18 protein-coding genes and 1 pseudogene are annotated in these 20,344 nt (G+C 42.3%); 6 read left to right on the forward strand and 13 right to left on the reverse strand.

Features of this window, described 5'->3' with window-relative positions; translation table 11 throughout:
• Positions 1–36: 36 nt before the first annotated feature.
• On the reverse strand, positions 37–864 hold the full coding sequence (locus tag ACKTT2_RS32415) for an acyl-CoA desaturase (RefSeq protein WP_407894500.1): 828 nt from the start codon (positions 862–864) through the stop codon (positions 37–39).
• Between the two features lie 408 nt (positions 865–1,272).
• Positions 1,273–1,515, reverse strand: a complete 243-nt coding sequence (locus ACKTT2_RS32420) for a hypothetical protein (protein ID WP_407894502.1) — start codon at positions 1,513–1,515, stop codon at positions 1,273–1,275.
• 595 nt (positions 1,516–2,110) lie between these two features.
• On the opposite strand from ACKTT2_RS32420, the gene ACKTT2_RS32425 reads away from it, so the two are divergent.
• The gene (locus tag ACKTT2_RS32425) at positions 2,111–3,706 is read left to right on the forward strand and encodes a B12-binding domain-containing radical SAM protein (protein WP_407894504.1); all 1,596 of its coding nucleotides are present in this window, start codon (positions 2,111–2,113) and stop codon (positions 3,704–3,706) included.
• Between the two features lie 54 nt (positions 3,707–3,760).
• Here ACKTT2_RS32425 and ACKTT2_RS32430 read toward each other — a convergent pair whose 3' ends face one another.
• The 7 genes and pseudogenes from ACKTT2_RS32430 to ACKTT2_RS32460 form a co-directional block, all read right to left on the reverse strand.
• The gene (locus ACKTT2_RS32430; protein ID WP_407894506.1) at positions 3,761–4,198 is read right to left on the reverse strand and encodes a carotenoid biosynthesis protein; all 438 of its coding nucleotides are present in this window, start codon (positions 4,196–4,198) and stop codon (positions 3,761–3,763) included.
• Between the two features lie 63 nt (positions 4,199–4,261).
• Positions 4,262–4,490 (reverse strand): annotated as a pseudogene (locus ACKTT2_RS32435) (IS1634 family transposase); the annotation flags it as partial.
• Positions 4,491–4,635: 145 nt separating this feature from the next.
• A complete protein-coding gene (locus tag ACKTT2_RS32440; protein ID WP_407894510.1) occupies positions 4,636–5,205 on the reverse strand; it encodes a manganese efflux pump MntP in 570 nt (189 codons plus the stop codon).
• A 252-nt stretch (positions 5,206–5,457) separates the two neighbouring features.
• Positions 5,458–5,709, reverse strand: a complete 252-nt coding sequence (locus ACKTT2_RS32445; protein ID WP_407894511.1) for a hypothetical protein — start codon at positions 5,707–5,709, stop codon at positions 5,458–5,460.
• A 466-nt stretch (positions 5,710–6,175) separates the two neighbouring features.
• Complete coding sequence (locus tag ACKTT2_RS32450) at positions 6,176–6,553, reverse strand: hypothetical protein (protein WP_407894513.1); 378 nt, start codon at positions 6,551–6,553, stop codon at positions 6,176–6,178.
• A gap of 369 nt (positions 6,554–6,922) precedes the next feature.
• Entirely contained in the window at positions 6,923–7,393 is a 471-nt protein-coding gene (locus ACKTT2_RS32455) for a GUN4 domain-containing protein (protein ID WP_407894515.1), read from the reverse strand.
• Between the two features lie 172 nt (positions 7,394–7,565).
• The gene (locus tag ACKTT2_RS32460) at positions 7,566–8,720 is read right to left on the reverse strand and encodes a site-2 protease family protein (RefSeq protein ID WP_407894517.1); all 1,155 of its coding nucleotides are present in this window, start codon (positions 8,718–8,720) and stop codon (positions 7,566–7,568) included.
• Between the two features lie 609 nt (positions 8,721–9,329).
• On the opposite strand from ACKTT2_RS32460, the gene ACKTT2_RS32465 reads away from it, so the two are divergent.
• Both ACKTT2_RS32465 and ACKTT2_RS32470 read left to right on the forward strand, forming a co-directional pair.
• Positions 9,330–9,647, forward strand: coding sequence for a hypothetical protein (locus ACKTT2_RS32465; RefSeq protein ID WP_407894519.1), 318 nt, complete (start codon positions 9,330–9,332; stop codon positions 9,645–9,647).
• Positions 9,644–10,009, forward strand: coding sequence for an aspartyl protease (locus ACKTT2_RS32470; RefSeq protein ID WP_407894521.1), 366 nt, complete (start codon positions 9,644–9,646; stop codon positions 10,007–10,009). Before ACKTT2_RS32465 ends, ACKTT2_RS32470 begins: the two co-directional genes overlap by 4 nt.
• Positions 10,010–10,171: 162 nt before the next feature.
• Here ACKTT2_RS32470 and ACKTT2_RS32475 read toward each other — a convergent pair whose 3' ends face one another.
• The 4 genes from ACKTT2_RS32475 to ACKTT2_RS32490 all read right to left on the reverse strand — a co-directional run bounded on the left by ACKTT2_RS32475 (position 10,172) and on the right by ACKTT2_RS32490 (position 13,353).
• Complete coding sequence (locus tag ACKTT2_RS32475; protein ID WP_407894523.1) at positions 10,172–11,326, reverse strand: site-2 protease family protein; 1,155 nt, start codon at positions 11,324–11,326, stop codon at positions 10,172–10,174.
• Positions 11,327–11,770: 444 nt separating this feature from the next.
• The gene (locus tag ACKTT2_RS32480) at positions 11,771–12,307 is read right to left on the reverse strand and encodes an opioid growth factor receptor-related protein (RefSeq protein WP_407894525.1); all 537 of its coding nucleotides are present in this window, start codon (positions 12,305–12,307) and stop codon (positions 11,771–11,773) included.
• 31 nt (positions 12,308–12,338) lie between these two features.
• Entirely contained in the window at positions 12,339–12,734 is a 396-nt protein-coding gene (locus ACKTT2_RS32485; protein WP_407894527.1) for a hypothetical protein, read from the reverse strand.
• Positions 12,735–12,747: 13 nt separating this feature from the next.
• Positions 12,748–13,353, reverse strand: a complete 606-nt coding sequence (locus ACKTT2_RS32490) for a hypothetical protein (RefSeq protein WP_407894529.1) — start codon at positions 13,351–13,353, stop codon at positions 12,748–12,750.
• Between the two features lie 989 nt (positions 13,354–14,342).
• Between ACKTT2_RS32490 and ACKTT2_RS32495 the strand changes: the two genes are divergently transcribed.
• From ACKTT2_RS32495 to ACKTT2_RS32505, 3 genes are all read left to right on the forward strand, one after another.
• Positions 14,343–15,941, forward strand: coding sequence for a hypothetical protein (locus ACKTT2_RS32495; protein WP_407894531.1), 1,599 nt, complete (start codon positions 14,343–14,345; stop codon positions 15,939–15,941).
• 8 nt (positions 15,942–15,949) lie between these two features.
• Positions 15,950–18,763 (forward strand): DEAD/DEAH box helicase, encoded by a 2,814-nt coding sequence (locus tag ACKTT2_RS32500; protein WP_407894533.1) that lies wholly within the window; start codon positions 15,950–15,952, stop codon positions 18,761–18,763.
• A 229-nt stretch (positions 18,764–18,992) separates the two neighbouring features.
• A complete protein-coding gene (locus ACKTT2_RS32505; RefSeq protein ID WP_407894535.1) occupies positions 18,993–20,327 on the forward strand; it encodes a cytochrome P450 in 1,335 nt (444 codons plus the stop codon).
• Positions 20,328–20,344: the final 17 nt, after the last annotated feature.

Genomic DNA, 20,344 nt, shown 5'->3' on the forward strand with positions numbered 1-20,344 from the left:
AGCCGCGACAGTTCAAGTAACGATTGGGCCGCAGTTCTACCTAAGCACAACTTTTTTAGCTAAACCCATAGTATTTAAAGCTTGAATCGCCCACCAAGTGACATCAATTTCCCACCAATGCACTCCCGAAGAAGCCACATTTGGGTGAGCGTGGTGATTGTTATGCCAACCTTCTCCATAAGTTAAAAGCGCTGCCCACCAAAGGTTACGGGAGCCATCATCAATAGAGAAATTACGATATCCAAAGCAGTGAGTTGCTGAGTTAATCAACCAAGTACTATGCCAAAGCAATACCGACCTGACAAATATGCCATAGAGCACAAAATTCCATCCACCCAAAACATACAACAGCAGCCCTAGGGGGATTTGAAGGAGCAAGAAGTTGCGATTTAACCAACGGTAATAGAGATCGCGCTCAAGGTCTGGTGCAAATTTTTTATAACTTGAGTAGTTGAAGAACTCGGAGCGTGGGTACAAAAGCCACAGCATATGGCTCCACCAAAAACCCCGTGCTGCCGAATAAGGGTCTTTCTCTTCATCTTCAGTATAGGCGTGATGCAAACGGTGTGTTGCTACCCAAAAAATAGGTCCTCCTTGAAGGGCAAGCGCACCAATAGTAGCAATAATATATTCCAACCACTTCGGCACTTGAAAACTCCGATGAGTTAAAAGTCGGTGATACCCCAAACAGATACCAATGCTGCCTAGTAACCAATGCAGAAATATCATGACTCCCAAAGCTGACCAAGAAAAAAACCAGGGAGCCAATAGAGCAACGGCGTGAATTGCACCAAAAAAGGCAACAGTTGTCCAACTGATAGCAAGGCGATCCTTACTCTCAGAGACAGTTGATTGTATTGTCATAAATCATTCCTTAAATTTGATTTGCCATTCTCTTCAGCATAGATGCCACTATATTCAAGCCACCTTTACTAAATGGGAGAACTTGATTTTTAGCAAGTCTGTATTCACGAATACAAGAAAAGCCTTCAGTTGTAGTACTTGGACACAGGCATCAATGCTCTTTGCGTATTGCGATTAAGCTGATTTACAGTAGACTGTTGTACTAACAAAATATGTTAGATCTGTTGTGAAACCTTGTAGGATAGATTATTTAGATAAATTGACATAGATTGTATCCGAAATCACATATGTGTTGAGATAAGCCGTTTCGGAGAGAAACTTGTCTTGACCAAAAGGTAAAAGCCTGTCAATACTAAAAACAAACGCTGCCACCGAATTTTTTTCTCATCTACTATCATAGCACAGAATTTACTCACTTTGGGCTTGCTCTACTCCGGCATTCAGCGCTTGGTCTGGTGTACTGTAGCAACCGAACAGGCACGAGTCAAAGTCGGCAATGGGGACTGGGTTGCGTTCTAATACGTAATGAATAGCGATCGCGTAGGAGTATTTTTTTTTAAGTAGAGGATGGGGATGCACCGCCACATACCACGGTGTATGAGTCCCAAACTCAGAAAGAGTGCCTATTTTTTCAAGGATTGGTTTATTCATTGTCGCCTGAAACTTTCTTCGCTTTAGTTGCAAAACGCTGTCTTAAATAACCTAACTGTTCGGGGGGTAGAAGTGCGAGCGGAAAAAAGTTAGCTTTAACTGGGACAGCAGTAACGTACTACATACAGTAGATATCATTCAACTATAGCCCGATTTTTCTGTTGTTTTCACTAACTCAAGAGGGAGAAATAATTGTAGGTAATCTTCTGGCGGGGAGGGAGTAGCTGAAATATTCAGTCTTAAAATTTAGCCATAGTTCTACAAAAAATTTCTCTGAATTCATTCTTTAAGTAGATGTTGAAGGAAATAGAAAATGGTTACTGTTTTGAGGAATTAACTTATGAACAACTCATAATTCTTGAGTTACACGATAAGACAAATTTATTAAAATTTCATAATGATTTGATTGAGATGTATAGAGAGTTACTATACAACCTCGTTAGTTCGGTCATAAGACATCTTTCGTAAATGCTGGTTTTGGATTTGAATGGTCGATTTTTGCGTCGCATAATCCAACTTGTGTAAAAAGTTTTACGTATCCGCTTGTGCCACAATCGACCAAAACTGCACTTAGAATCTTAAAAAGAAGGAGCGTATGAAAACACTGTTGCTCTACCCCCAATTTCCTCAGTCCTTTTGGTCTTACGATCGCGCGATGGAAATGGCAGGACTCAAAGCAGTCATTCCGCCCTTGGGCATTATTACCGTTGCAGCACTCCTAAGAGAAGATTGGGAAATCAGATTTTATGACCGCAATGTCAGCCTAGAGACAGACGCAGATTGGGAGTGGTGCGACCTGGTTATTCTCTCTGCTATGCTTGTGCAGAAACCGGATTTCCACGCCCTAATTCAAAAAGCAGTGCGGTTAGGCAAGAAGGTGGCAGTAGGTGGACCTTACCCCACGTCTGTGCCGCAAGATGCTCTTGACTCTGGGGCGCATTACCTGATCCTGGATGAAGGAGAGATAACGGTTCCGCAGTTCCTTGAAGCGATCGCTCTTGGGCATGCCCAAGGAATCTTCCGCTCCACCCAGAAACCAGATGTCACGACTAGCCCCATGCCCCGCTTTGACCTGCTTGAGCGCGATGCCTACTTTATGATGGCAATTCAGTTTTCTCGCGGTTGTCCCTTCAATTGCGAATTTTGTGACATCATTTCCCTCTACGGTCGCAAACCGCGCACTAAAGAACCTCTTCAAACCTTAGCAGAGTTGCAAACCCTATACGATTTAGGCTGGCGGGGGTCACTCTTCATTGTCGATGACAACTTTATTGGGAATCAGCGCAATGTCAAACGCCTCTTACGAGAATTGATTCCTTGGATGAAACAACACAACTATCCTTTCACCTTCATGACCGAAGCCTCTGTGAATTTAGCAGAAGATGATGAACTGCTAGAGCTGATGGTAGAAGCAGGATTCTATGCTGTCTTTCTCGGCATTGAAACTCCCGACCAAGACAGTCTCGTCGTGACGCGCAAAATGCAAAATACACGTAACCCGCTAGTAGAAGCCTGCCACAAGATAAACGAAGCGGGACTGCTAATTTATGCAGGGTTTATCCTCGGCTTTGATGGAGAACGCTCCGGTGCGGGTGAACGGATTCAAGCCTTTGTTGAACAAACTAGTATTCCTCAACCCATGCTAGGTATCCTCCAAGCCTTGCCCAACACTGCCCTCTGGAACCGACTCCAAACAGAACAGCGTTTAATTGAGGGCGTCGGCGTCACGGCTACGGGAGACCAGAATACCCTCATGAATTTTGTTCCCACCCGCCCCATTGCCGAAATTGCTAGAGAGTATGTCGAAGGCTTCTGGACATTGTATGAACCCGCAAACTATTTGAGGCGATGTTTTCAGCAGTGCCTCAATATTGTTCCTCCGGCAAGGCGAGCACAAACCATGCAACTACCCTTGGGTAAGGAGTTGCGGCTTATTGCCCAGTTAGTCTGGCATCAGGGCTTACGACGACCTGACATTCGAGGGCAGTTTTGGCGACAACTATGGACGCTTCTGCTGAGAAAGCCCCAAGTTCTCAATATGTATTTGGCGCTATGTATTGCGGGAGAGCATTTTTGGGAGTACCGAATTTTAGCCAGGGAACGGATGGCTCAACAGCTAGGCTACGATCCACTATCCGTCTCTGTACTAAGAGAGCTTGAACCAATGCTTGTCAGGAACAGTAGGTGTTGAGGACAGCAAAACATCTCAGGCTTGGATGGCTCCTAATCAGATGGCGTTTGCTAGTTACCGTAAACTGTCATGCTGGTTTAATCTTGTAGAGATAAGACCAGCATCTCTTCGCCAAACCTCCGCTCGGACACCAACAGTGGGTGAGGAGGATAGGGGAACAGTAGGCTCGGCAGCCCACCATAGCGCAACAGCGGGAACCACACCCAACAAAACACTCATTATTGTGGGAATCCAGAACTGGCTGTCGAGTTGACTAATTGTGATGATGGCTCCGAAGGCAAAGTTAACCAGGTAGATCGAGAGCGGAACCCACAGTTGGGTACGGCTCAGTCTGGTCAAAGTGTCACGCCAGAAAAGCGTTGCTACGGACATGAAAAGCGCTCCGGTTCCTAACCAGCCGAGCAAGTTGCGGTAGGGCATACCAAAGAACTGTCCCAGATCTTGAAATTCCCAGAAGGGGTAAGGGGTCTGGCTCATGGCAGGGTCTAACACCAAGTCCCAAGGCTTAATTTATAACTCCCAGTTCGCCCATTTTTTTGGGAGTTAGAAGAAAGACTACTCAGGAGTAAAAGATTGACCATCAAGTTGAGTGTAAATACTGATGGGAAAGCCCAGTAAAGCAAGAATACGCTTCTGTAAAGGTGAAAGCGGGGTCAAATGAGCGTAAATTTCGGTTTTCACCTCAATCAAGAGCAGTGTAATCTCTTTAAATGCAGCCAGAATTATTTCTGCGCTCTTTTCGTGCAGTTTCTCGCTTCGGATTGCCAACATAAAGACCAGCAAGTAGTGCGATCGCATCCACATTACTTGAGTTTAGCTCTGGGGATTAAAAGGTGTAGTCCTCAAAGCTAATCAAAGTTGAATCACATCAGTAATAGTGCGTTTGCGTTTATGTCTGGGGTAATGTCGCTCAAGCTTTGTAGGAAGTCCTATGGAGACTGAGATAAATGTTCAAAGAGTATTTTTGTGCCAATACCAATCAATATAAGTCCACCAAGGATTTCAATTTTATTATTAAACCAATTACCAAACTTATTGCCGATAAAAACACCGCTAAAAGCCATAAGGAAAGTAATGATTCCAATGACTACCACTAAAGTAGCAATGTAATCTCTGAGAAAAGCAAAGCTTATCCCAACAACTAAAGCATCAATGCTGGTAGCAAAAGATAGAGTTAGTAAAACAGAAACATTTAAGGGGTCAAGCTCAGGTTGTGTTGTCGTCTCTGAATGCATAGATTCATAAATCATTCTACCCCCTACAAAAGTTAGAAGTCCAAAAGCTATCCAATGGTCTACTTGTGAGATAAAACCTTTCAAGCCTTGACCTAATAGCCAACCGAGCAATGGCATAACAGTCTGAAAGAACCCGAAAAAAGTTGCGATCGTCAAAGCATATTTGATTCTAAGATGTTTGATTTTTATGCCAGTGGTGATGGAAGCAGCAAAAGCATCGGCTGCAAGTCCTAATGCTATAAAAACAGTGGTAATGATGTCCATACTCTTTTCAAGCTCCCCTTGAGAATGTGTTAGCAGTCTGAGAGAGCTTGGAAGGACTAAGAAGACCTCACCAAACTCACATCAGATGTGAATTTAGTGAAAGTCTCGCTTACAAATCTCTGGTTTCAGTACAGTACAGTACTGTACTGAAACCAGAGATTTGTCACCTGAACCAGGCTCATCACCAGTATGTTGACTCAGGTGTGCTGACTTCAGTCAGCAGAGCTACTCCCCTTCATAGTAAATTTTATATCATTCACGTGAGTTGCGTACTCCTCTAGCAGCGATTAATGCAACAGTAAAAACTGTACTCGATCTGGAGGTTTGGAGTCTTGTTGAACTAGCTCCGCCAGTAGGTCTTGCTGGAGGAATGGATTCACAAGCTAATGTATTTGACTGATTGACTTCTTTTGCATATGCAAAAGAACTTACAGATACCTGAAACAAAGCTATGCCTAAGGGAATCGTTAGGATGAACGCAGTGAGAATAATAAGTGCCTTCATAGCCAAAATCCTCAAACAATGAGTATTTGGTAGTAAATCAGGTTGACAGTCGTACCCTAGTGGCACAACCAAAGAGCCTGAGACAAAAATGAATCAAATTGTAAATGTGAGTTTCTAATTACTAATAGACATCTCCGGAAAAGATGTAAGGGCGCAATGCCTTGCGCCCCTACCAGGACTTTCGGGTAATGCATAATTAATTTCTGGAGATGTCTAATTTACAGAATCAAAATGAAATTAAGATGAAATTTTTACATAGTAGTGATTGTTCTGCCATTGCTAGCGCATTACTCAAAAAACTAGGTAGTTATACCGTTGTGGTATAACTATAAGCCTGACGGGAGTGTGGTAGTTGAGGAGTAAACTTATTAAACCTTCTTCAATATCATAGAAGATTAGGATGAAATCAAGATGAAACTTCAGATCAGCTATTGATGCCCCTGATTTTCAGCAAGCTACAAAACAACTAGTACACTAAGTTTCCACTGCCGCGCAACTGACGTAAGGAATTTAGACAATACGGACAGTCACAACCAAATAATTGAATAGCAGCGTTGCTTTCCTCCTCAGTAAAGTTCAGCATGGCGACATTCTGGTCTGATTTTCCTGTGGTAATAGTTGTTGAACGTACAGGGGAAGCACCCGGCTTTCTTTCTGAATCTTTAATGCAAACAAGAGTGTAGTGACCGTGAGGATGATCGATGCAGGTACGACTATCGTTAGTGTGTATTAATCGCTGGGTCGTAGTAGCAGCATGGGCAGGATTGATGATTGCCAGCGTAGACATTAGCGACGTAAAAATTGTAGAACTGGAAAGCAAATTCAGTACAAGTTTTCTGTTCATAGGTTTTCTTGAGAAGGTGTATGACCGCTCAGGTTATTCGATTCACTATCCAAAGGTCAAGTGAATTTTTTCCTAGAATAACTAGTTTGACAATACTCATCATAAGAAAGTTTCTATCTCCTAAATCTCAGCCTTCAAAATAAGAGAATTATTATAAAACATCTAAAAATAAGAAAATTCTTACTTCAAATTTCAACTAAAATTCAATCAATTTCTCATCAACGTTGACTTGCCAAATATTTTGCTGTATATTCATTATTAAAATTTACAATTGCACCCCTGAAGTCGCCTTGTCCGAGCTTTTGTACCCCTTGCTTATAGTACTCTTGAAAATTCATTACCCGTGTACGTGTTTATAGCAAAGGGTATTCAAAAATCATCCGCATAACAATCTTCTAATTTGGGTGTGAGAGTTGCAGCCCATCCAATAGCCGCACCATCAGACTTATAAAATGGCGCGGCGGGTAGATGTCCGACAGAGGCATCATCTAAACTAAATTGAAGTTCGGAATACGCTTGCCAAATGTAGTGTACTCTCCATCCCACCAAGTCTCCAAACCTAAGATAGTCATCTTCTACACTTTCCCAAATGCGGCTTTGTACAGAAAATCCAAAACGCCCTTTGCTATATCTAGTCCACAAATCGTTAATAATTTTTAGAGCCAAACACGGAAATTGAGCAAAATCTTCTTCTCTTATCCAACCAGCTGTAACACGGTTGGTTATTTCTCGCATGACTTTTCCAGTTTCTTCGTCAGCCTCTTTCCATTGCTTAGCTTCTAGAAAGTCTCGCAATTGAGTATAATCGATACTATGTGCTGAAGTAAATTGTTCTGACATTTATAAGACCAATACCAAATGAAGTACAGTTCCATCAGCGTGCATCAGCTACAGGCTGCGGTTCCATAACCTTTTATATATTGCACCCAGTGAAAACCGCCATAGCATACGAAAGCAAAAGCCTAGCTTTTCTAAAAAACTAGGCTTTTACTGTTAATATTATCTAGATTGATTATGCAGCGTTTGCTTGAGCTTTTGTGTAAAGTAAGTTAATAATTGAAGCTTTCTCTAAAAGTCCGACAAGCACGCCATTCTCACGGATGACAGCAAGTGTAGATAACTTTCTTTGTTCTAGCAGTTGTACTGCATCCATTAATGATTGGTCAGATTTCACCGTTACCAACTGTTCTATTGGTCGCATGACTTCTTCGATTCGAGTTTCTGACCACAGTGCTGTTGGAATAGCTCTCAAATTATCGACAGATACTGCTCCTACAAGCTGTCCGTTGTCATCTGTCACTAAGAAACGATTCCATTTTTGCCAGCCCAAAATACGTTCGTCAGCAAACTCTCGTAATGTGAGATGAGCACAGACAATTGGACTGTCTGTGGTAACTGCATCCGCAGCCGTTAGACCTGTGAGTTTCTCTTGTACTTTAGCAAATTGAGCCGCATTACCTGCATTTTGTAGTAAGAAGAAACCGACTAGCAAGTTCCAGAAGTTTGCAAAGCTACCAGATAACAAGAATGGGAGTAGACCGGAAGCTATAGCAATCCAACCAAAGATTTGACCAACTCGACTGGCAAAAACAACACCCTGATAAGGATTTCCTGTAATCTTCCACACAAGAGCTTTTAATATATTTCCACCATCTAGAGGTAAGCCCGGTATTAGGTTAAAGAGTGCTAATGCTAAGTTTACAGAAGCGAGAACGCCAAGTATTGCAGCGAGTGGTCCAGAAGGTGCGATCGCCCTTGGCGCAAGCTGTACCCAGCTTATCGCAATCCCAACACCTGTCAGTATACCGAATACCAGTAAGCTCACCAGAGGACCTGCAATTGCAACCCAAAAAGCCTCTGCAGGAGTTTCCGACTCTTTTTCTAAGCTTGCCAATCCGCCAAATATAAAGAGTGTAATTGATTTGACATCTATTCCTTGGCGAAGAGCGACAAAGCTATGTCCCAATTCATGAGCTACAACAGAGCTAAATAATAACAGTGCTGTCAGCAACCCAAGTACAACAGCTAATGCTGCACCCAACTGCGGGAACTGCGCTGCTAATCCACTGCTGTAGCTTAAAGTAACTAAGCCCAGGACAAAAAACCAAGATGGATGGATGTAGAAGGGAATCCCGAAGAGGTTGCCAACGCGAATTGTGCCATTCATGTCGTTCACCTTTGATTTTGATATGGAGGTTTTGCTTTACCCCTCTTGATGCTTCTATGGTAACGAAATGTTAAGCACTTCTCATCTTTTCAACTGTCGTGGTGTCCGTTCGTTAAGGTGCGGTTATTACACACCACCGTTGAATTACTGACAAGAAGAAAGGCAGAGGATGGAAGGGAAATATTAGATTCTAAAAGCGAAATAGATAATTTTATAGAAAGACTTCAAGACAAGAGTTTTGGCTAATTTTGTCTGTTTGATATATGTATGACTTTACGCTATATTTATAGACTAAAAGTCACCATTCGATTTACGATTTTTCTCTACCAACACAACGTGCCAGTAATTATCCGTTTAATATCCAGCTGTTTTGTGTGATTTTACTTTTATTCCATTGTGATATCAAAACTGCTGCACCGGGTCGTATAATTCCGAACGTTCGTTTTACTTGAAATGTTGCTTTGATACGGATACAATTGTTGCCCCGCCTTTGAACGGGATATCTAACCTCAATCACTATATTGTAATAAAAAACACTCGTGTTTTATTTGAGCAGTAATTGGTGTAAATAGGTGAAAATATAAGTGTTACGAATGAGTGTGACCAACCATGACTGAAACTAAAACGACTCGTACCGTGCGTCGAGGACGCATTTTCCCTGAAATCCAATGGACAGAAGAACAATTTGCTGAGTGGGAAGCGGAGGGTGAGGAATTTTATCAACGTTGTAAACCCATTTTTGATAAAGTCAAAGCAGAATTTATAGAAAGTCATTACAACTGGTATGTTACAGTTGAACCCGATAGTGGTGATTATTTTATTGATAAAGATTTGGAAGCTGCTTGGCATAAGTGTCATGAAAAGCACCCAGGCAAGATACACCACACTTTCCGAATTAATGAAACAGGGGTTTGCGGTACGATATGACACTTTCAGGTAGATTTGGTGATGAGGATGCGTTATTTTTTGAGATAGCACTTATTGATAGCCAGGGATTAGAGCTACAAATTGAAGCTTTATTTGACACCGGTTTCTCGTACTGGTTGGCGGTGGACAAGCAAGATATAGATGGATTTGGTTGGATTTATGTTGACCGACAAAGGATGCAAACTGCACGGGGGAATTCTAGATTTGATATTTACGCAGGTAAGATTAAACTTGATGGTACTGCATACGATATTCCCGTTCACGTTGGCAAAGGTTTATCTGAAGTTTTACTTGGGCGACAATGGTTGACAACTCGACGATTGTTAGTTGATATGCCGCAGCAATTACTAACATTGGGATAATTATGAAGGTGTGGCTCAATTAGCTTTAGCACCAGAGAAATTAGCTGCATATTTTGCTCAAAAAAATTCTTAGTTAGCCATCGTTCAACGCCATAGTATAAGAAAGCAAAAGCCTAGCTTTTCTAGAAAACTAGGCTTTTACCGTTGAATTATCCAAACTGATTATGCAGCGTTCGCTTGGGCTTTTTTGTAAAGTAAGTTAAGAACTGAAGCTTTTTCTAAAAGTCCCACAAGCACGCCATTGTCGCGGATAACAGCAAGTGTAGATAACTTTCTTTGTTCTAGCAGTTGTACTGCATCCATTAATGATTGGTCAGATTTCACCGTTACCAACTGTTCGATTGGTCGCATAACTTCTTCGATTCGAGTTTCTGACCACAGTGCTGTTGGGATGGCTCTCAAATTATCGATAGATACTGCTCCTACAAGCTGTCCGTTGTCATCTGTCACTAAGAAACGATTCCATTTTTGCCAGCCCAAGATACGTTCGTCAGCAAACTCTCGTAATGTAAGATGAGCACAGACAATTGGACTGTCAGTGGTGACTGCATCCGCAGCCGTTAGACCTGTGAGTTTCTCTTGTACTCTAGCAAATTGAGCGGCATTACCTGCATTTTGCAGTAAGAAGAAACCGACTAGCAAGTTCCAGAAGTTTGCAAAGCTACCAGATAACAAGAGTGGGAGTAGACCGGAAGCTATAGCAATCCAACCAAAGATTTGACCAACTCGACTGGCAAAAACAACACCCTGATAAGGATTTCCCGTAATCTTCCACACAAGAGCTTTTAATATATTTCCACCATCTAGAGGTAAGCCCGGTATTAGGTTAAAGAGTGCTAATGCTAAGTTTACAGAAGCGAGAACGCCAAGTATTGCAGCGAGTGGTCCAGAAGGTGCGATCGCCCTTGGCGCAAGCTGTACCCAGCTTATCGCAATCCCAACACCTGTCAGTATACCGAATACCAGTAAGCTCACCAGAGGACCTGCAATTGCAACCCAAAAAGCCTCTGCAGGAGTTTCCGACTCTTTTTCTAAGCTTGCCAATCCGCCAAATATAAAGAGTGTAATTGATTTGACATCTATTCCTTGGCGAAGAGCGACAAAGCTATGTCCCAATTCATGAGCTACAACAGAGCTAAATAATAACAGTGCTGTCAGCAATCCCAGTATGACAGCTAAGGCTGCACCCAACTGCGGGAATTGTGCTGCTAATCCACTGCTGTAGCTTAAAGTAACTAAGCCCAGAACAAAAAACCAAGATGGATGGATGTAGAAGGGAATCCCGAAGAGGTTGCCAACGCGAATTGTGCCATTCATGTCGTTCACCTTTGATTTTGATATGGAGGTTTTGCTTTACCCCTCTTGATGTTTCTAGGGTAACGAAATGTTAAGCACTTCTCATCTTTTTAACTGTCGTGGTGTCCGTTCGTTAAGGTGCGGTTATTACACTAGGAAACCGACACGCCAGATATTCTCGCGTGTATGCTTGTAGTATACTTGTAGTGTGGGCATTGCCCACCACCAAGTCTTTTGGTAGGCAATGCCCACACTACTGATTCTAAGTCTACAAATATTGATTTTTATTACAGGTTGTAACAATAACCCTTTTGATAACAAATCTTTCAATCGCAAAGTCTAGCTTGCCAACCCATACTCTTGTGGTACGGGCGGGGACGCCCGTACATGAAAGAGGGCGGGCGAGGACGCCCACCCCACAAGAATTAGGTAAACTAAGAAAAAAAATTGCTATAATCTTCTTTTTTAAGAACAAGCGGCATCCGTCCAAAACTGAAAAGTCTTATGAGCGATCGCTTGAGTTTCCTCTTTATAAATTTGTTGTAAACATTGGTAAAATGCTCGTGCATAACTTTCACATCCTAATGTCATTAAGCACTTAAGAATGCGAGTGATGCGAAGATAGTTATGGTTTCCAAAGTTTATCCACTCTTTGGCGCGAATTTTGTAGTTTTGTGCTTTCGTCACAATATAGCGATCGCTCTCCATATTGCCTTCTAACCCGTAAAACTTCAACATAATATTGAAAGACTGTAACAAGTTTTGCTGAAGGCGAGAGTCAGTCTGAAATCTTTGAATAACTTCATTATTAAGAACAGGCGCGTAGGGATTAAAAGCGCTTTTCTCATTTATGGGGAATAACCATTGGATATAATCGTGATTGTATTCCAATTCATCAAAATCCCAACCCCATATTTCATGAATCATTCGCCCTGCTATATCTGGCTGTTCTGCAAGATAAAAAGGCACGATTGTAGCAGTGAGTCGTTCTTCATTTTTCATGGTTGGTAAGTGTAGTTTTTTGAATGGTAGATTATTTCATACTTATCTCAAATGTAGTTCCTTTAAGTCCTGGCTCTGGATGTGCTTCTACATAAGCTGTAATAATTTGTTGAAATGTTTGCGCGTAGTTAAATGCAGCTGCTAGTTGCTTCCAACCAGGAGTGCGAGAAAATTTAATTCCTCGTTTTTTAGCTGCTTTACGACAAGCATTGTAAGAACCATATTGTTCGAGCAACTGCGCCTTATCAATTTTTTGTTGTACGCTAGGTAAAGTTGCGACAGCCGATTCAGTGACTTGAGACTCCTGCTGCCAAAGTTCGTTAACAGCAACAGTTGCAACTGTATATATGGCAGCTGCATTCTGTAATTCCACTTGTTGGTTATCTTTCAGTTGCTCTACAAGTTGAGCGATTCGTTTTTTTCCCATGAGTTTTCCCTACCTATTTATCTAAAAGATTTCGTCCAATCGAAGCGGGATCTGTGTACATTTGCGGTTTTTCCCTTTGCTCGTTAGGATCGACATTATTGGCAAAGCGAGATGAAGAAGTTAAGGACAGTTTGTTTACCTTTTCGTCCACTCCTTTGTCCTCGCGCCACCATATGACTATTGTTTTGATTGCTTTTAAAAATTTCATAAAACGGCTAGGAGAGGCTAGAGTACCCCAATACACTTGCTCTGCATTTTCAACATCCGAAACAGAATCAAAAGCTTCTGAAAGTCGATCCATCTGTCCTACCATTGAGGAGAGTTCGCGTTCCAACTCTGATACAATCTGTCGGTTGTTCTCAGCAAGCTGTTCTTTCTCCTGTTTGAGTTGACTAATCATGCTTTGTAGGCGTTCTAAATCTGTTTTTACCCGAATAGCGGACTGTTTGTATTCTTCGTTTCTTCTGATAAGTTGCGCTCGGCTGCGATTTGTGAAAATCAAACAATCACGCATCTCTTCGTACAATTTATTTGCTTCAGAGTGAGGTAAGCTTTCGACAGTTTTGGGAAATTCTGTAGCGGAACGGAAGCGAGCAGATGATTCTTTCGGGGTGGTCATGGTTGTTTCAAGTGATTTAGTAGCACGCACTTGATAATCAAAAACATCAATCGTTACTAAATTCCTGAATTCCTCCCGCTTTTTTGGACACTTTTATAATTGTCCCCATGGCTTTATTATCCTATCAAGTGTTATAGCAATCCTACTTAATTGATAAAATACAAGTAGGCAATGCCCACCACTGAGGCTTTCGGTGGGCATTGCCCACCCTACGGCATTTTTTTGGACACTTTTATAAGTGTCTTTTCTGACATCTTGCACCTTCTCAATATGGGAACGGTGGGCTTTAGCCCTACCTAATGAAGCTTTCGGTGGGCACTGCCCACCCTACGGCATTTTTTTGGACACTTTTATGAGTGTCTTTTATTACTTTATTATCCTATCAAGTGCTTGTCTCAATATTTTGTCATTGAAATCACAATAAGTGTAACTGTAAAATTACTGAAATCGAACGGATTGCAATAGTATTTTCAAATCCTGTAAGTTTGACAAATTGTCTTTTGACAAGTGTTGTAACCTAAAAACTATCTAACCAGTAACAGACCTGTTAAAAATGACTGAAGCACAACTTCCCAATTACGAACAAATAGCGAAGAAGTTTTTTAAAGATTATGTGAATATTCTTCATGTAATCTTTAACTTATTCTGACACAACTCCCATGTCTGATAACACTTCACTTTTTTTGACAATACGCATATGTAAGGGCTTAAAGAAAAAGTGTGTAAAGTAGGTTTTGTAGGTAAAGTAGGTTTTATATATTTTTCACTATTTTTCTATCTTGTGGTAGAAGCTAATGCTATCTGCTTCAGTAAGGTTTTCTCAATCTAAAATCTAAAATTCAAAATAAGAGAACTAACATTTCCTACTTTTAGGACTTTCAAAATACTCATAATGAAAAATTGTAAAATCTTGTCATAAAATACTTTTTACCCTATGATAAGTCAGTATTTAAAATATGCATTTACCAAATAAAAAACGGGGAGCGTATATGTCGTTAAAAAAAATAGTCGTTTTTGTATCAGAGTCAGAATATGCACCGGCCAAGCAATTTATCCATTTGTTAGGAAAATCATCAGGATCGTTTCAAATACACGTTTTGAAACCGTCTGATGTGCTGAGTGTTCCTACAACTTCAGAAGAAGTTGAATTGACACCGGATAACTCAACTTCTTTAGAAGCGGTTAGAGAAGTATTTCAAAATTGTGAAGCTGCTGTTATGTTGATCGCACCAGCAGACTTATCTCAAGTTAAACAGCTCACTCACTCTTTTTTGAAATTTACCAGAGAAACGGAGATTCATCGCTTAGCATGGGTAGCTCCGGCTTGTCCTGAAGAGAGTAGACTGGGTAAGCTCTTAGCGATCGCAGAAACTTCCGTGCGTTCTCAAGAAGCAGAAACTTTGGTACTACGTCATGCACCTCTGTTTTCCGATCTCCTCATTCAGAGAAAAGAATTAAAGTACCGTCGGACTCTATCGCTACCTTTGAATAATAGAGCTTTACCGTGGATAGACCCGAGAGTCATTAGTGAAGGGCTTTACAAGTGGATAATTGGAAAGGTCAACAACAATCCACCCTATGTCTTAATGGGACCAACTCATCTGACAGGAAAGGATATTGCACGGGAATTATCTGAAGTTCTTAAGCAAAACGCTAACAGCCGAAAGTTTCTCGCAAAACACTTTCAATCTGTTGAACTTGATGAGCGTGGGCTAATTGATGTTGAAAAACTGTTTCCTTATTTGTTAGAGCTAGGATACAGCCATGATGAAGCAAGAACTATCTTAGAAGAAGCGGACGGAGAAAAAAGTGGTTCGATGGCTTTTGAGGAGTTCTTGCATAAACTGCAAGAGCATTTTCACAAGATACTAGCAACAATCCCTACAGAAGTACGTTACTTAAATGAGCCACACTTTGCTGTCTTTTATGACTGGATGACAAGAGGAATGGACGAAAACACAGCTCAATCCCGACTAGAGTTAATCTCGGCGCTGAGTGAGTTTGGGTTGTGCGATTTGTACAACAACAAGCAAGAACTAATCCGGTGGTTGGGTCGAGAAAGTATCTCCTTTAAAGAATGGGCTAACGAACACGCCTTTGATTTACTCAACGTGCATTTTCTTCCCGGACGAAGAATTTTAACCCTTAATGAAGGACACTGGTTGGAGCGTCCTGCTCTTACAAGTCATCTCCTCTTGAGCAATAAACGAATGCTTGTTAGTCAGTCTACTTTGGATGGTGAAGCCCTGGAATGGCAATGGGCTGATGAAGATACAAGTTATGCAGAAGTGGTTTGTTACACTCCAAAGGAAGGTGGAAAGCGGGTTTTAGAGTTAAAAGACCATAAAATTTTCAAACTATCAGTGCGGGGAGGTTGGGCTGGATCGCAACTAGCAGTTCGCTTGCTCTTCCAAAATAAATCGATTTCTCCTTGGCAAATCAGTTGGTTCCGAGAGCATGGTGAATTAATAGAAGAACTACCTAACTTGGAAGCCAACGATGTTGTTTGCGATCGCACTACAATGGTTGAGGAACAGCCAGATATCCTTCGAGGAATGGAAACTCAGGACTCGGTGTTAGCTCTTTAAAGTAGTTTATGACGCACGATCGCCCGACTGATTACGCTGCTATACTCCGCGCTGCTCGAGCAGTACCGGAACCACCTGAGTGGCTTGCTCCAAGTAAGCATATTTACTCTCCAGAGTATGGGGTGGGGGAAGTGATGGCTGTGTTAGGTAAGCGGTTGATTGTCAAATTTCTGGAGGAAGTCAACCCAACTCAGTTTGCTGATTGGGAGGATGCACTAGCCAAAGGTATCATCCAACCAAGTCATACAACGTTGGCTTCTTCTACATCATCTCATGAAGAAGCCAATGGCAGCGATCTAGCAGTTATTAACGAGCAAATCCAACAAATTCCACAATTGGCATTTCGTGCGATCGCTCAAGAATTATCTCTTGCTTTAGTAACAGCAGATATCACACCAGGTTCACCAGGTCTTCTCCACCCCATCCCAAAGGATCTACCCCTGTCTTTACGCCAAGCTCTTCACAACAACGGCATCACCTATCTATACTCCCATCAGTTAGAAGCACTTGTCAAATTGCGATCGGGGTTTGACCTGAGCCTCGTAACTCCCACAGCATCTGGAAAAACGCTGTGCTACAACCTAGCTATCTTAGAATCTTGCCTAAAGCAACCTAAAACGACAGCACTGTATATTTTCCCACTTAAGGCATTGGCATTAGACCAAATGCGAAAGCTACATCAGTTAGTGAAGTCAATGCCAAGCAGTGTCAAAATTGGATTGATGACGGGAGATACGCCCAAAGAAGAGAGACAGCGCTTATTCATTCCCAATCCTCCTAACATCCTAGCTGTTAGCCCCGATCTGTTGCACCACTATCTTTACAACACGCGACGGCGAGATGAAGGAGAACCTTGGCGTCAGTTCTTGCGACAGTTACGCTGGGTAGTTATAGATGAGTCTCACACCTATATTGGTGCATTTGGCGCTCACTTTGCCAATCTCATAAGACGCTTGCGACTGGCTGTAGATGCTGTTGGCGGTAACTCCAGCAAGATTCAGTTTATCTGTTCTAGTGCTACCATTGGCAATCCCACTGAAATGGCGCTAAGATTTAGCGGAAGAACTCATCAACCCCAAAGACTGCACTTAATTGAACGTAGTGGTGCCGATCGCGCCGGACGTACTTTATTATGTCTTGCTCCGAGCAGTGCTGCCAATCCCGATGCGTGTAAAATCATCATTTCTTGGTTGCAACACGATTTGAGCGGAATTGTCTTCTGCAATTCTAGAGCCTCTGTCAAAAGTTTGTTAGGACTCATTCAACGGGAAACTCAACGTCAAGGTTTAAGTTATCTGGCAACTAAGGTAGCAGTCTTTCACAGTTCTTTGACAGGCGATCGCAGACAAAATATAATTCAGAAATTACAAAAGGGGCAAATCAAAGTTATTATTTCTACCTCAGCTTTGGAAGCGGGAATCGACATTCCCGAACTTGATTGTTGCCTCATCCGTGGTTTTCCGGGTAGCTTAATGTCTTTTTGGCAACGTGTGGGAAGAGCGGGACGCAAGCAACACGGGCTTGTCATTTTTCTGCCACTTGCTCAAAATCCCATTGATGTCTTTTACGCAAAGCATTGCGAGCAATTGCTATTGGGAGAAGTGGAAAGTGCTGCTTTTAATCCAGATTACCCAACAATTTTAGGTAAGCACTTGGAATGCGGTTGTATAGAAAGTAGCATTGCTTTACAAGAATTGAGCGATCGCTTTGGTAAAGCCTCTGGTGCAATTGCTGATTCCTTAATGCAACAAAACAAACTTTTTCTCAGTAGCAACGGTAGGCTTTGGGGACAGGGTTATCCTCATAAAGACATTAACCTCAGAAGCAGTTCCCAAAAATCCATCTCGTTAATCGACTCTTACACCAGAGAAATTTTAGAAACAATGTCTCTTTCTCTGGCGCACCGAGAAGTTTTTCCCCAAGCTATCTACACCTTACAAGACGAAAGTGGAGAATTAGTTGCTTATCGCTCAAAAAGTTTAGACGAAGAACGGGGAGAAGCAATATTAGAACGAGTGGAGAAAGATAGGGACTTATTAACCGAAGCCGAATCCGATCTGCATATCAAACCACTTTCAAAGTTAGCAGAACCAAAAATCATTCAGACATCAATTCCAGAAGGTAAGTTGCGACTGACATTAGTTTGGGGAGAAATTACAACACTCGTCACTGGCTACCGACAGATGAAGCGTACCTATGGAATGACTTGTGTTTCTGCAAGATGTGCTAACTACCGCAAACCATTGGAAGGTACAGTTTGCTCTTGCTGCAAAAGTCGTTTGCGTTCAGCTGAAATAACCAACCTCATATCAGAAGTCGCATTTGAGCAGCCCTATACAACCCAGTATCAAGCACCCAGCGTACTTGTAGAAGTGAATCAACCTTTGCAAAAGGCACTCGCTGCACAGATCGCAAACGAGAAGAAAAAGATCGCCGACACGCATGGAAACGGTATTCCAGAGCAATATCGGGAATTATGGACTTGCGCCCCTGAGTTTACAGCACTCCACAGCATTCAGCATCAGATAATAAAAGCTGTACCGCTAGTGGTTTTGTCTTCGAGTCTGGATGTTGATGGTGTCGTGACTCCTCAAGCTACGGGTACGGTTGCTTACTTTTTTGACACTTGTGATGGTGGGAACGGTGCAACGGAAGCTATATTTCATCAATTACCCAAATTTGCAGCGAAGGCGTATGCGCTGGCTGCGGAGTGCGGTTGTGAATCTGGTTGTCCGCGATGCTTGCACTCCTCTAGTTGTCCCCAGCATAATGTAGGATTGCATAAAGATGTTGGATTGTTTTTGCTAGATGCAATTAGCTAGCCCTGGCAAGGTGACTTATAAAATTTTGATTTAGGTGGCAATTCCTCATCTTTCTCCTCTGCGCTCTGGAGCGTACTCTGCGGTTCAAAAGTCATTTATTTAACCACACCAGACGCAGAGTACGCATAGGTAAGAAGTGAGAGAGCTATTAGACCTCTCCGAAAAAGATGTAGGGGCGCAATGCCTTGCGCCCTTCGCATCGAAAATCTCGCTCAATTACGAGAAAAGCATGACCAGTGTTTCAAATCAGCCAAAGTTCTCACTACCCCCTGGTCGATTAGGTTTACCTGCGATCGGTGAATCCATCGCTTACCTACGCGATCCAGAAGGCTTTATTGCTAAACGACAACAGCAGCATGGTAACATCTTCAAAACCCATCTTTTTGGTCGTCCAACTATTGCCTTGATAGGAGCCGATGCGGCGCGGTTTCTTTTCTCTAATGACGGGCAGAAATTGGAAATGACGAATACGCCAAATTTTGAGATTCTACTGGGTGCAAAATCAATTGGCGTGCAGACAGGAATCGCTCATCAAGTACTGCGCCGTCAACTGTTTCAAGCTTTCCAGCCAAGAGCTTTAGAAAACTATGCAGTCACAATGGAAGAAATGACCCATCGGTACTTGCAAAAGTGGGAACAAATGGGAACGCTGACTTGGTATGAAGAGTTGAAAAAATATACCCTCGATATTGCTTGTCGTTTGTTTGTGGGGGTAAGTACTGCGGCGAACGAGTCGTTAGAAAAAGTTTACGAAGATTGGAGTGAAGGGCTTTTGACGATTCCAGTTAGGTTTCCGCTTAGCAAGTTCGCTCGAGCAGTTCGAGCGCGGGAAGAATTGCTCGAGCGCTTCGATCGCTTAATCGATGGACGCCAACAGCATCCTTCAAACCAGCAAGATGTTTTGAGTATTTTATTAGTGGCAAAAGACGAAGAAGGCAATGCACTCAGCCGAGCAGACATCAAAGACAATGTTTTGGGAATGTTGATTGCGGGACACGAAACACTGACATCAGCATTAACTTCGTTGTGTCTATTACTGGCGCAACATCCAAAAGTACTCGAAACCGTGCGTGCAGAACAAGCGCAACTTGGATTTCCAACTCAATTGACTCAAGCAACCTTGAAGCAAATGACTTACCTGGAGCAAGTGCTGAAAGAGGTGTTACGAATTGTACCGCCTGTGGTTCGGAGCGGCTCGCGGAAAGTTTTGGAGTCTTGTGAGTTCGGTGGTTATTTAATTCCACAGGGTTGGGATGTGTATTATCAGATTCCTGAGACACATCAAGATCGTCAGATTTACACGCACCCAGAGCGATTTGACCCAGAGCGTTTTTCATCAGAGCGATCGGAAGATAAACAAAAAGTCTTCAGTCACATTCCATTTGGTGGCGGTATACGAGAATGTTTGGGTAAAGAGTTTGCCAGATTAGAAATGAAGTTGTTTGCTGCTTTGTTAGTTCGCGATTATACATGGGAGTTACTTCCAGGGCAAAATCTAGAGCGAGTTGTGCTCCCGTTCTCTCGTCCTCGCGATGGGCTAAAGGTAAAGTTCAGTCGGCGTTAAATTTTAGAAGTATTGGC

The organism is Scytonema hankhaensis NUACC26 (assembly GCF_045865695.1).
Taxonomy (GTDB): domain Bacteria; phylum Cyanobacteriota; class Cyanobacteriia; order Cyanobacteriales; family Nostocaceae; genus Scytonema.

What these genes read in the sequence shown, in the direction of transcription:
- ACKTT2_RS32415 (WP_407894500.1), bottom strand. Translation starts at nt 864, where the DNA reads ATGACAATACAATCAACTGTCTCTGAGAGTAAGGATCGCCTTGCTATC.
- ACKTT2_RS32420 (WP_407894502.1), bottom strand. Translation starts at nt 1,515, where the DNA reads ATGAATAAACCAATCCTTGAAAAAATAGGCACTCTTTCTGAGTTTGGG.
- ACKTT2_RS32425 (WP_407894504.1), top strand. Translation starts at nt 2,111, where the DNA reads ATGAAAACACTGTTGCTCTACCCCCAATTTCCTCAGTCCTTTTGGTCT.
- ACKTT2_RS32440 (WP_407894510.1), bottom strand. Translation starts at nt 5,205, where the DNA reads ATGGACATCATTACCACTGTTTTTATAGCATTAGGACTTGCAGCCGAT.
- ACKTT2_RS32445 (WP_407894511.1), bottom strand. Translation starts at nt 5,709, where the DNA reads ATGAAGGCACTTATTATTCTCACTGCGTTCATCCTAACGATTCCCTTA.
- ACKTT2_RS32450 (WP_407894513.1), bottom strand. Translation starts at nt 6,553, where the DNA reads ATGAACAGAAAACTTGTACTGAATTTGCTTTCCAGTTCTACAATTTTT.
- ACKTT2_RS32455 (WP_407894515.1), bottom strand. Translation starts at nt 7,393, where the DNA reads ATGTCAGAACAATTTACTTCAGCACATAGTATCGATTATACTCAATTG.
- ACKTT2_RS32460 (WP_407894517.1), bottom strand. Translation starts at nt 8,720, where the DNA reads ATGAATGGCACAATTCGCGTTGGCAACCTCTTCGGGATTCCCTTCTAC.
- ACKTT2_RS32465 (WP_407894519.1), top strand. Translation starts at nt 9,330, where the DNA reads ATGACTGAAACTAAAACGACTCGTACCGTGCGTCGAGGACGCATTTTC.
- ACKTT2_RS32470 (WP_407894521.1), top strand. Translation starts at nt 9,644, where the DNA reads ATGACACTTTCAGGTAGATTTGGTGATGAGGATGCGTTATTTTTTGAG.
- ACKTT2_RS32475 (WP_407894523.1), bottom strand. Translation starts at nt 11,326, where the DNA reads ATGAATGGCACAATTCGCGTTGGCAACCTCTTCGGGATTCCCTTCTAC.
- ACKTT2_RS32480 (WP_407894525.1), bottom strand. Translation starts at nt 12,307, where the DNA reads ATGAAAAATGAAGAACGACTCACTGCTACAATCGTGCCTTTTTATCTT.
- ACKTT2_RS32485 (WP_407894527.1), bottom strand. Translation starts at nt 12,734, where the DNA reads ATGGGAAAAAAACGAATCGCTCAACTTGTAGAGCAACTGAAAGATAAC.
- ACKTT2_RS32490 (WP_407894529.1), bottom strand. Translation starts at nt 13,353, where the DNA reads ATGACCACCCCGAAAGAATCATCTGCTCGCTTCCGTTCCGCTACAGAA.
- ACKTT2_RS32495 (WP_407894531.1), top strand. Translation starts at nt 14,343, where the DNA reads ATGTCGTTAAAAAAAATAGTCGTTTTTGTATCAGAGTCAGAATATGCA.
- ACKTT2_RS32500 (WP_407894533.1), top strand. Translation starts at nt 15,950, where the DNA reads ATGACGCACGATCGCCCGACTGATTACGCTGCTATACTCCGCGCTGCT.
- ACKTT2_RS32505 (WP_407894535.1), top strand. Translation starts at nt 18,993, where the DNA reads ATGACCAGTGTTTCAAATCAGCCAAAGTTCTCACTACCCCCTGGTCGA.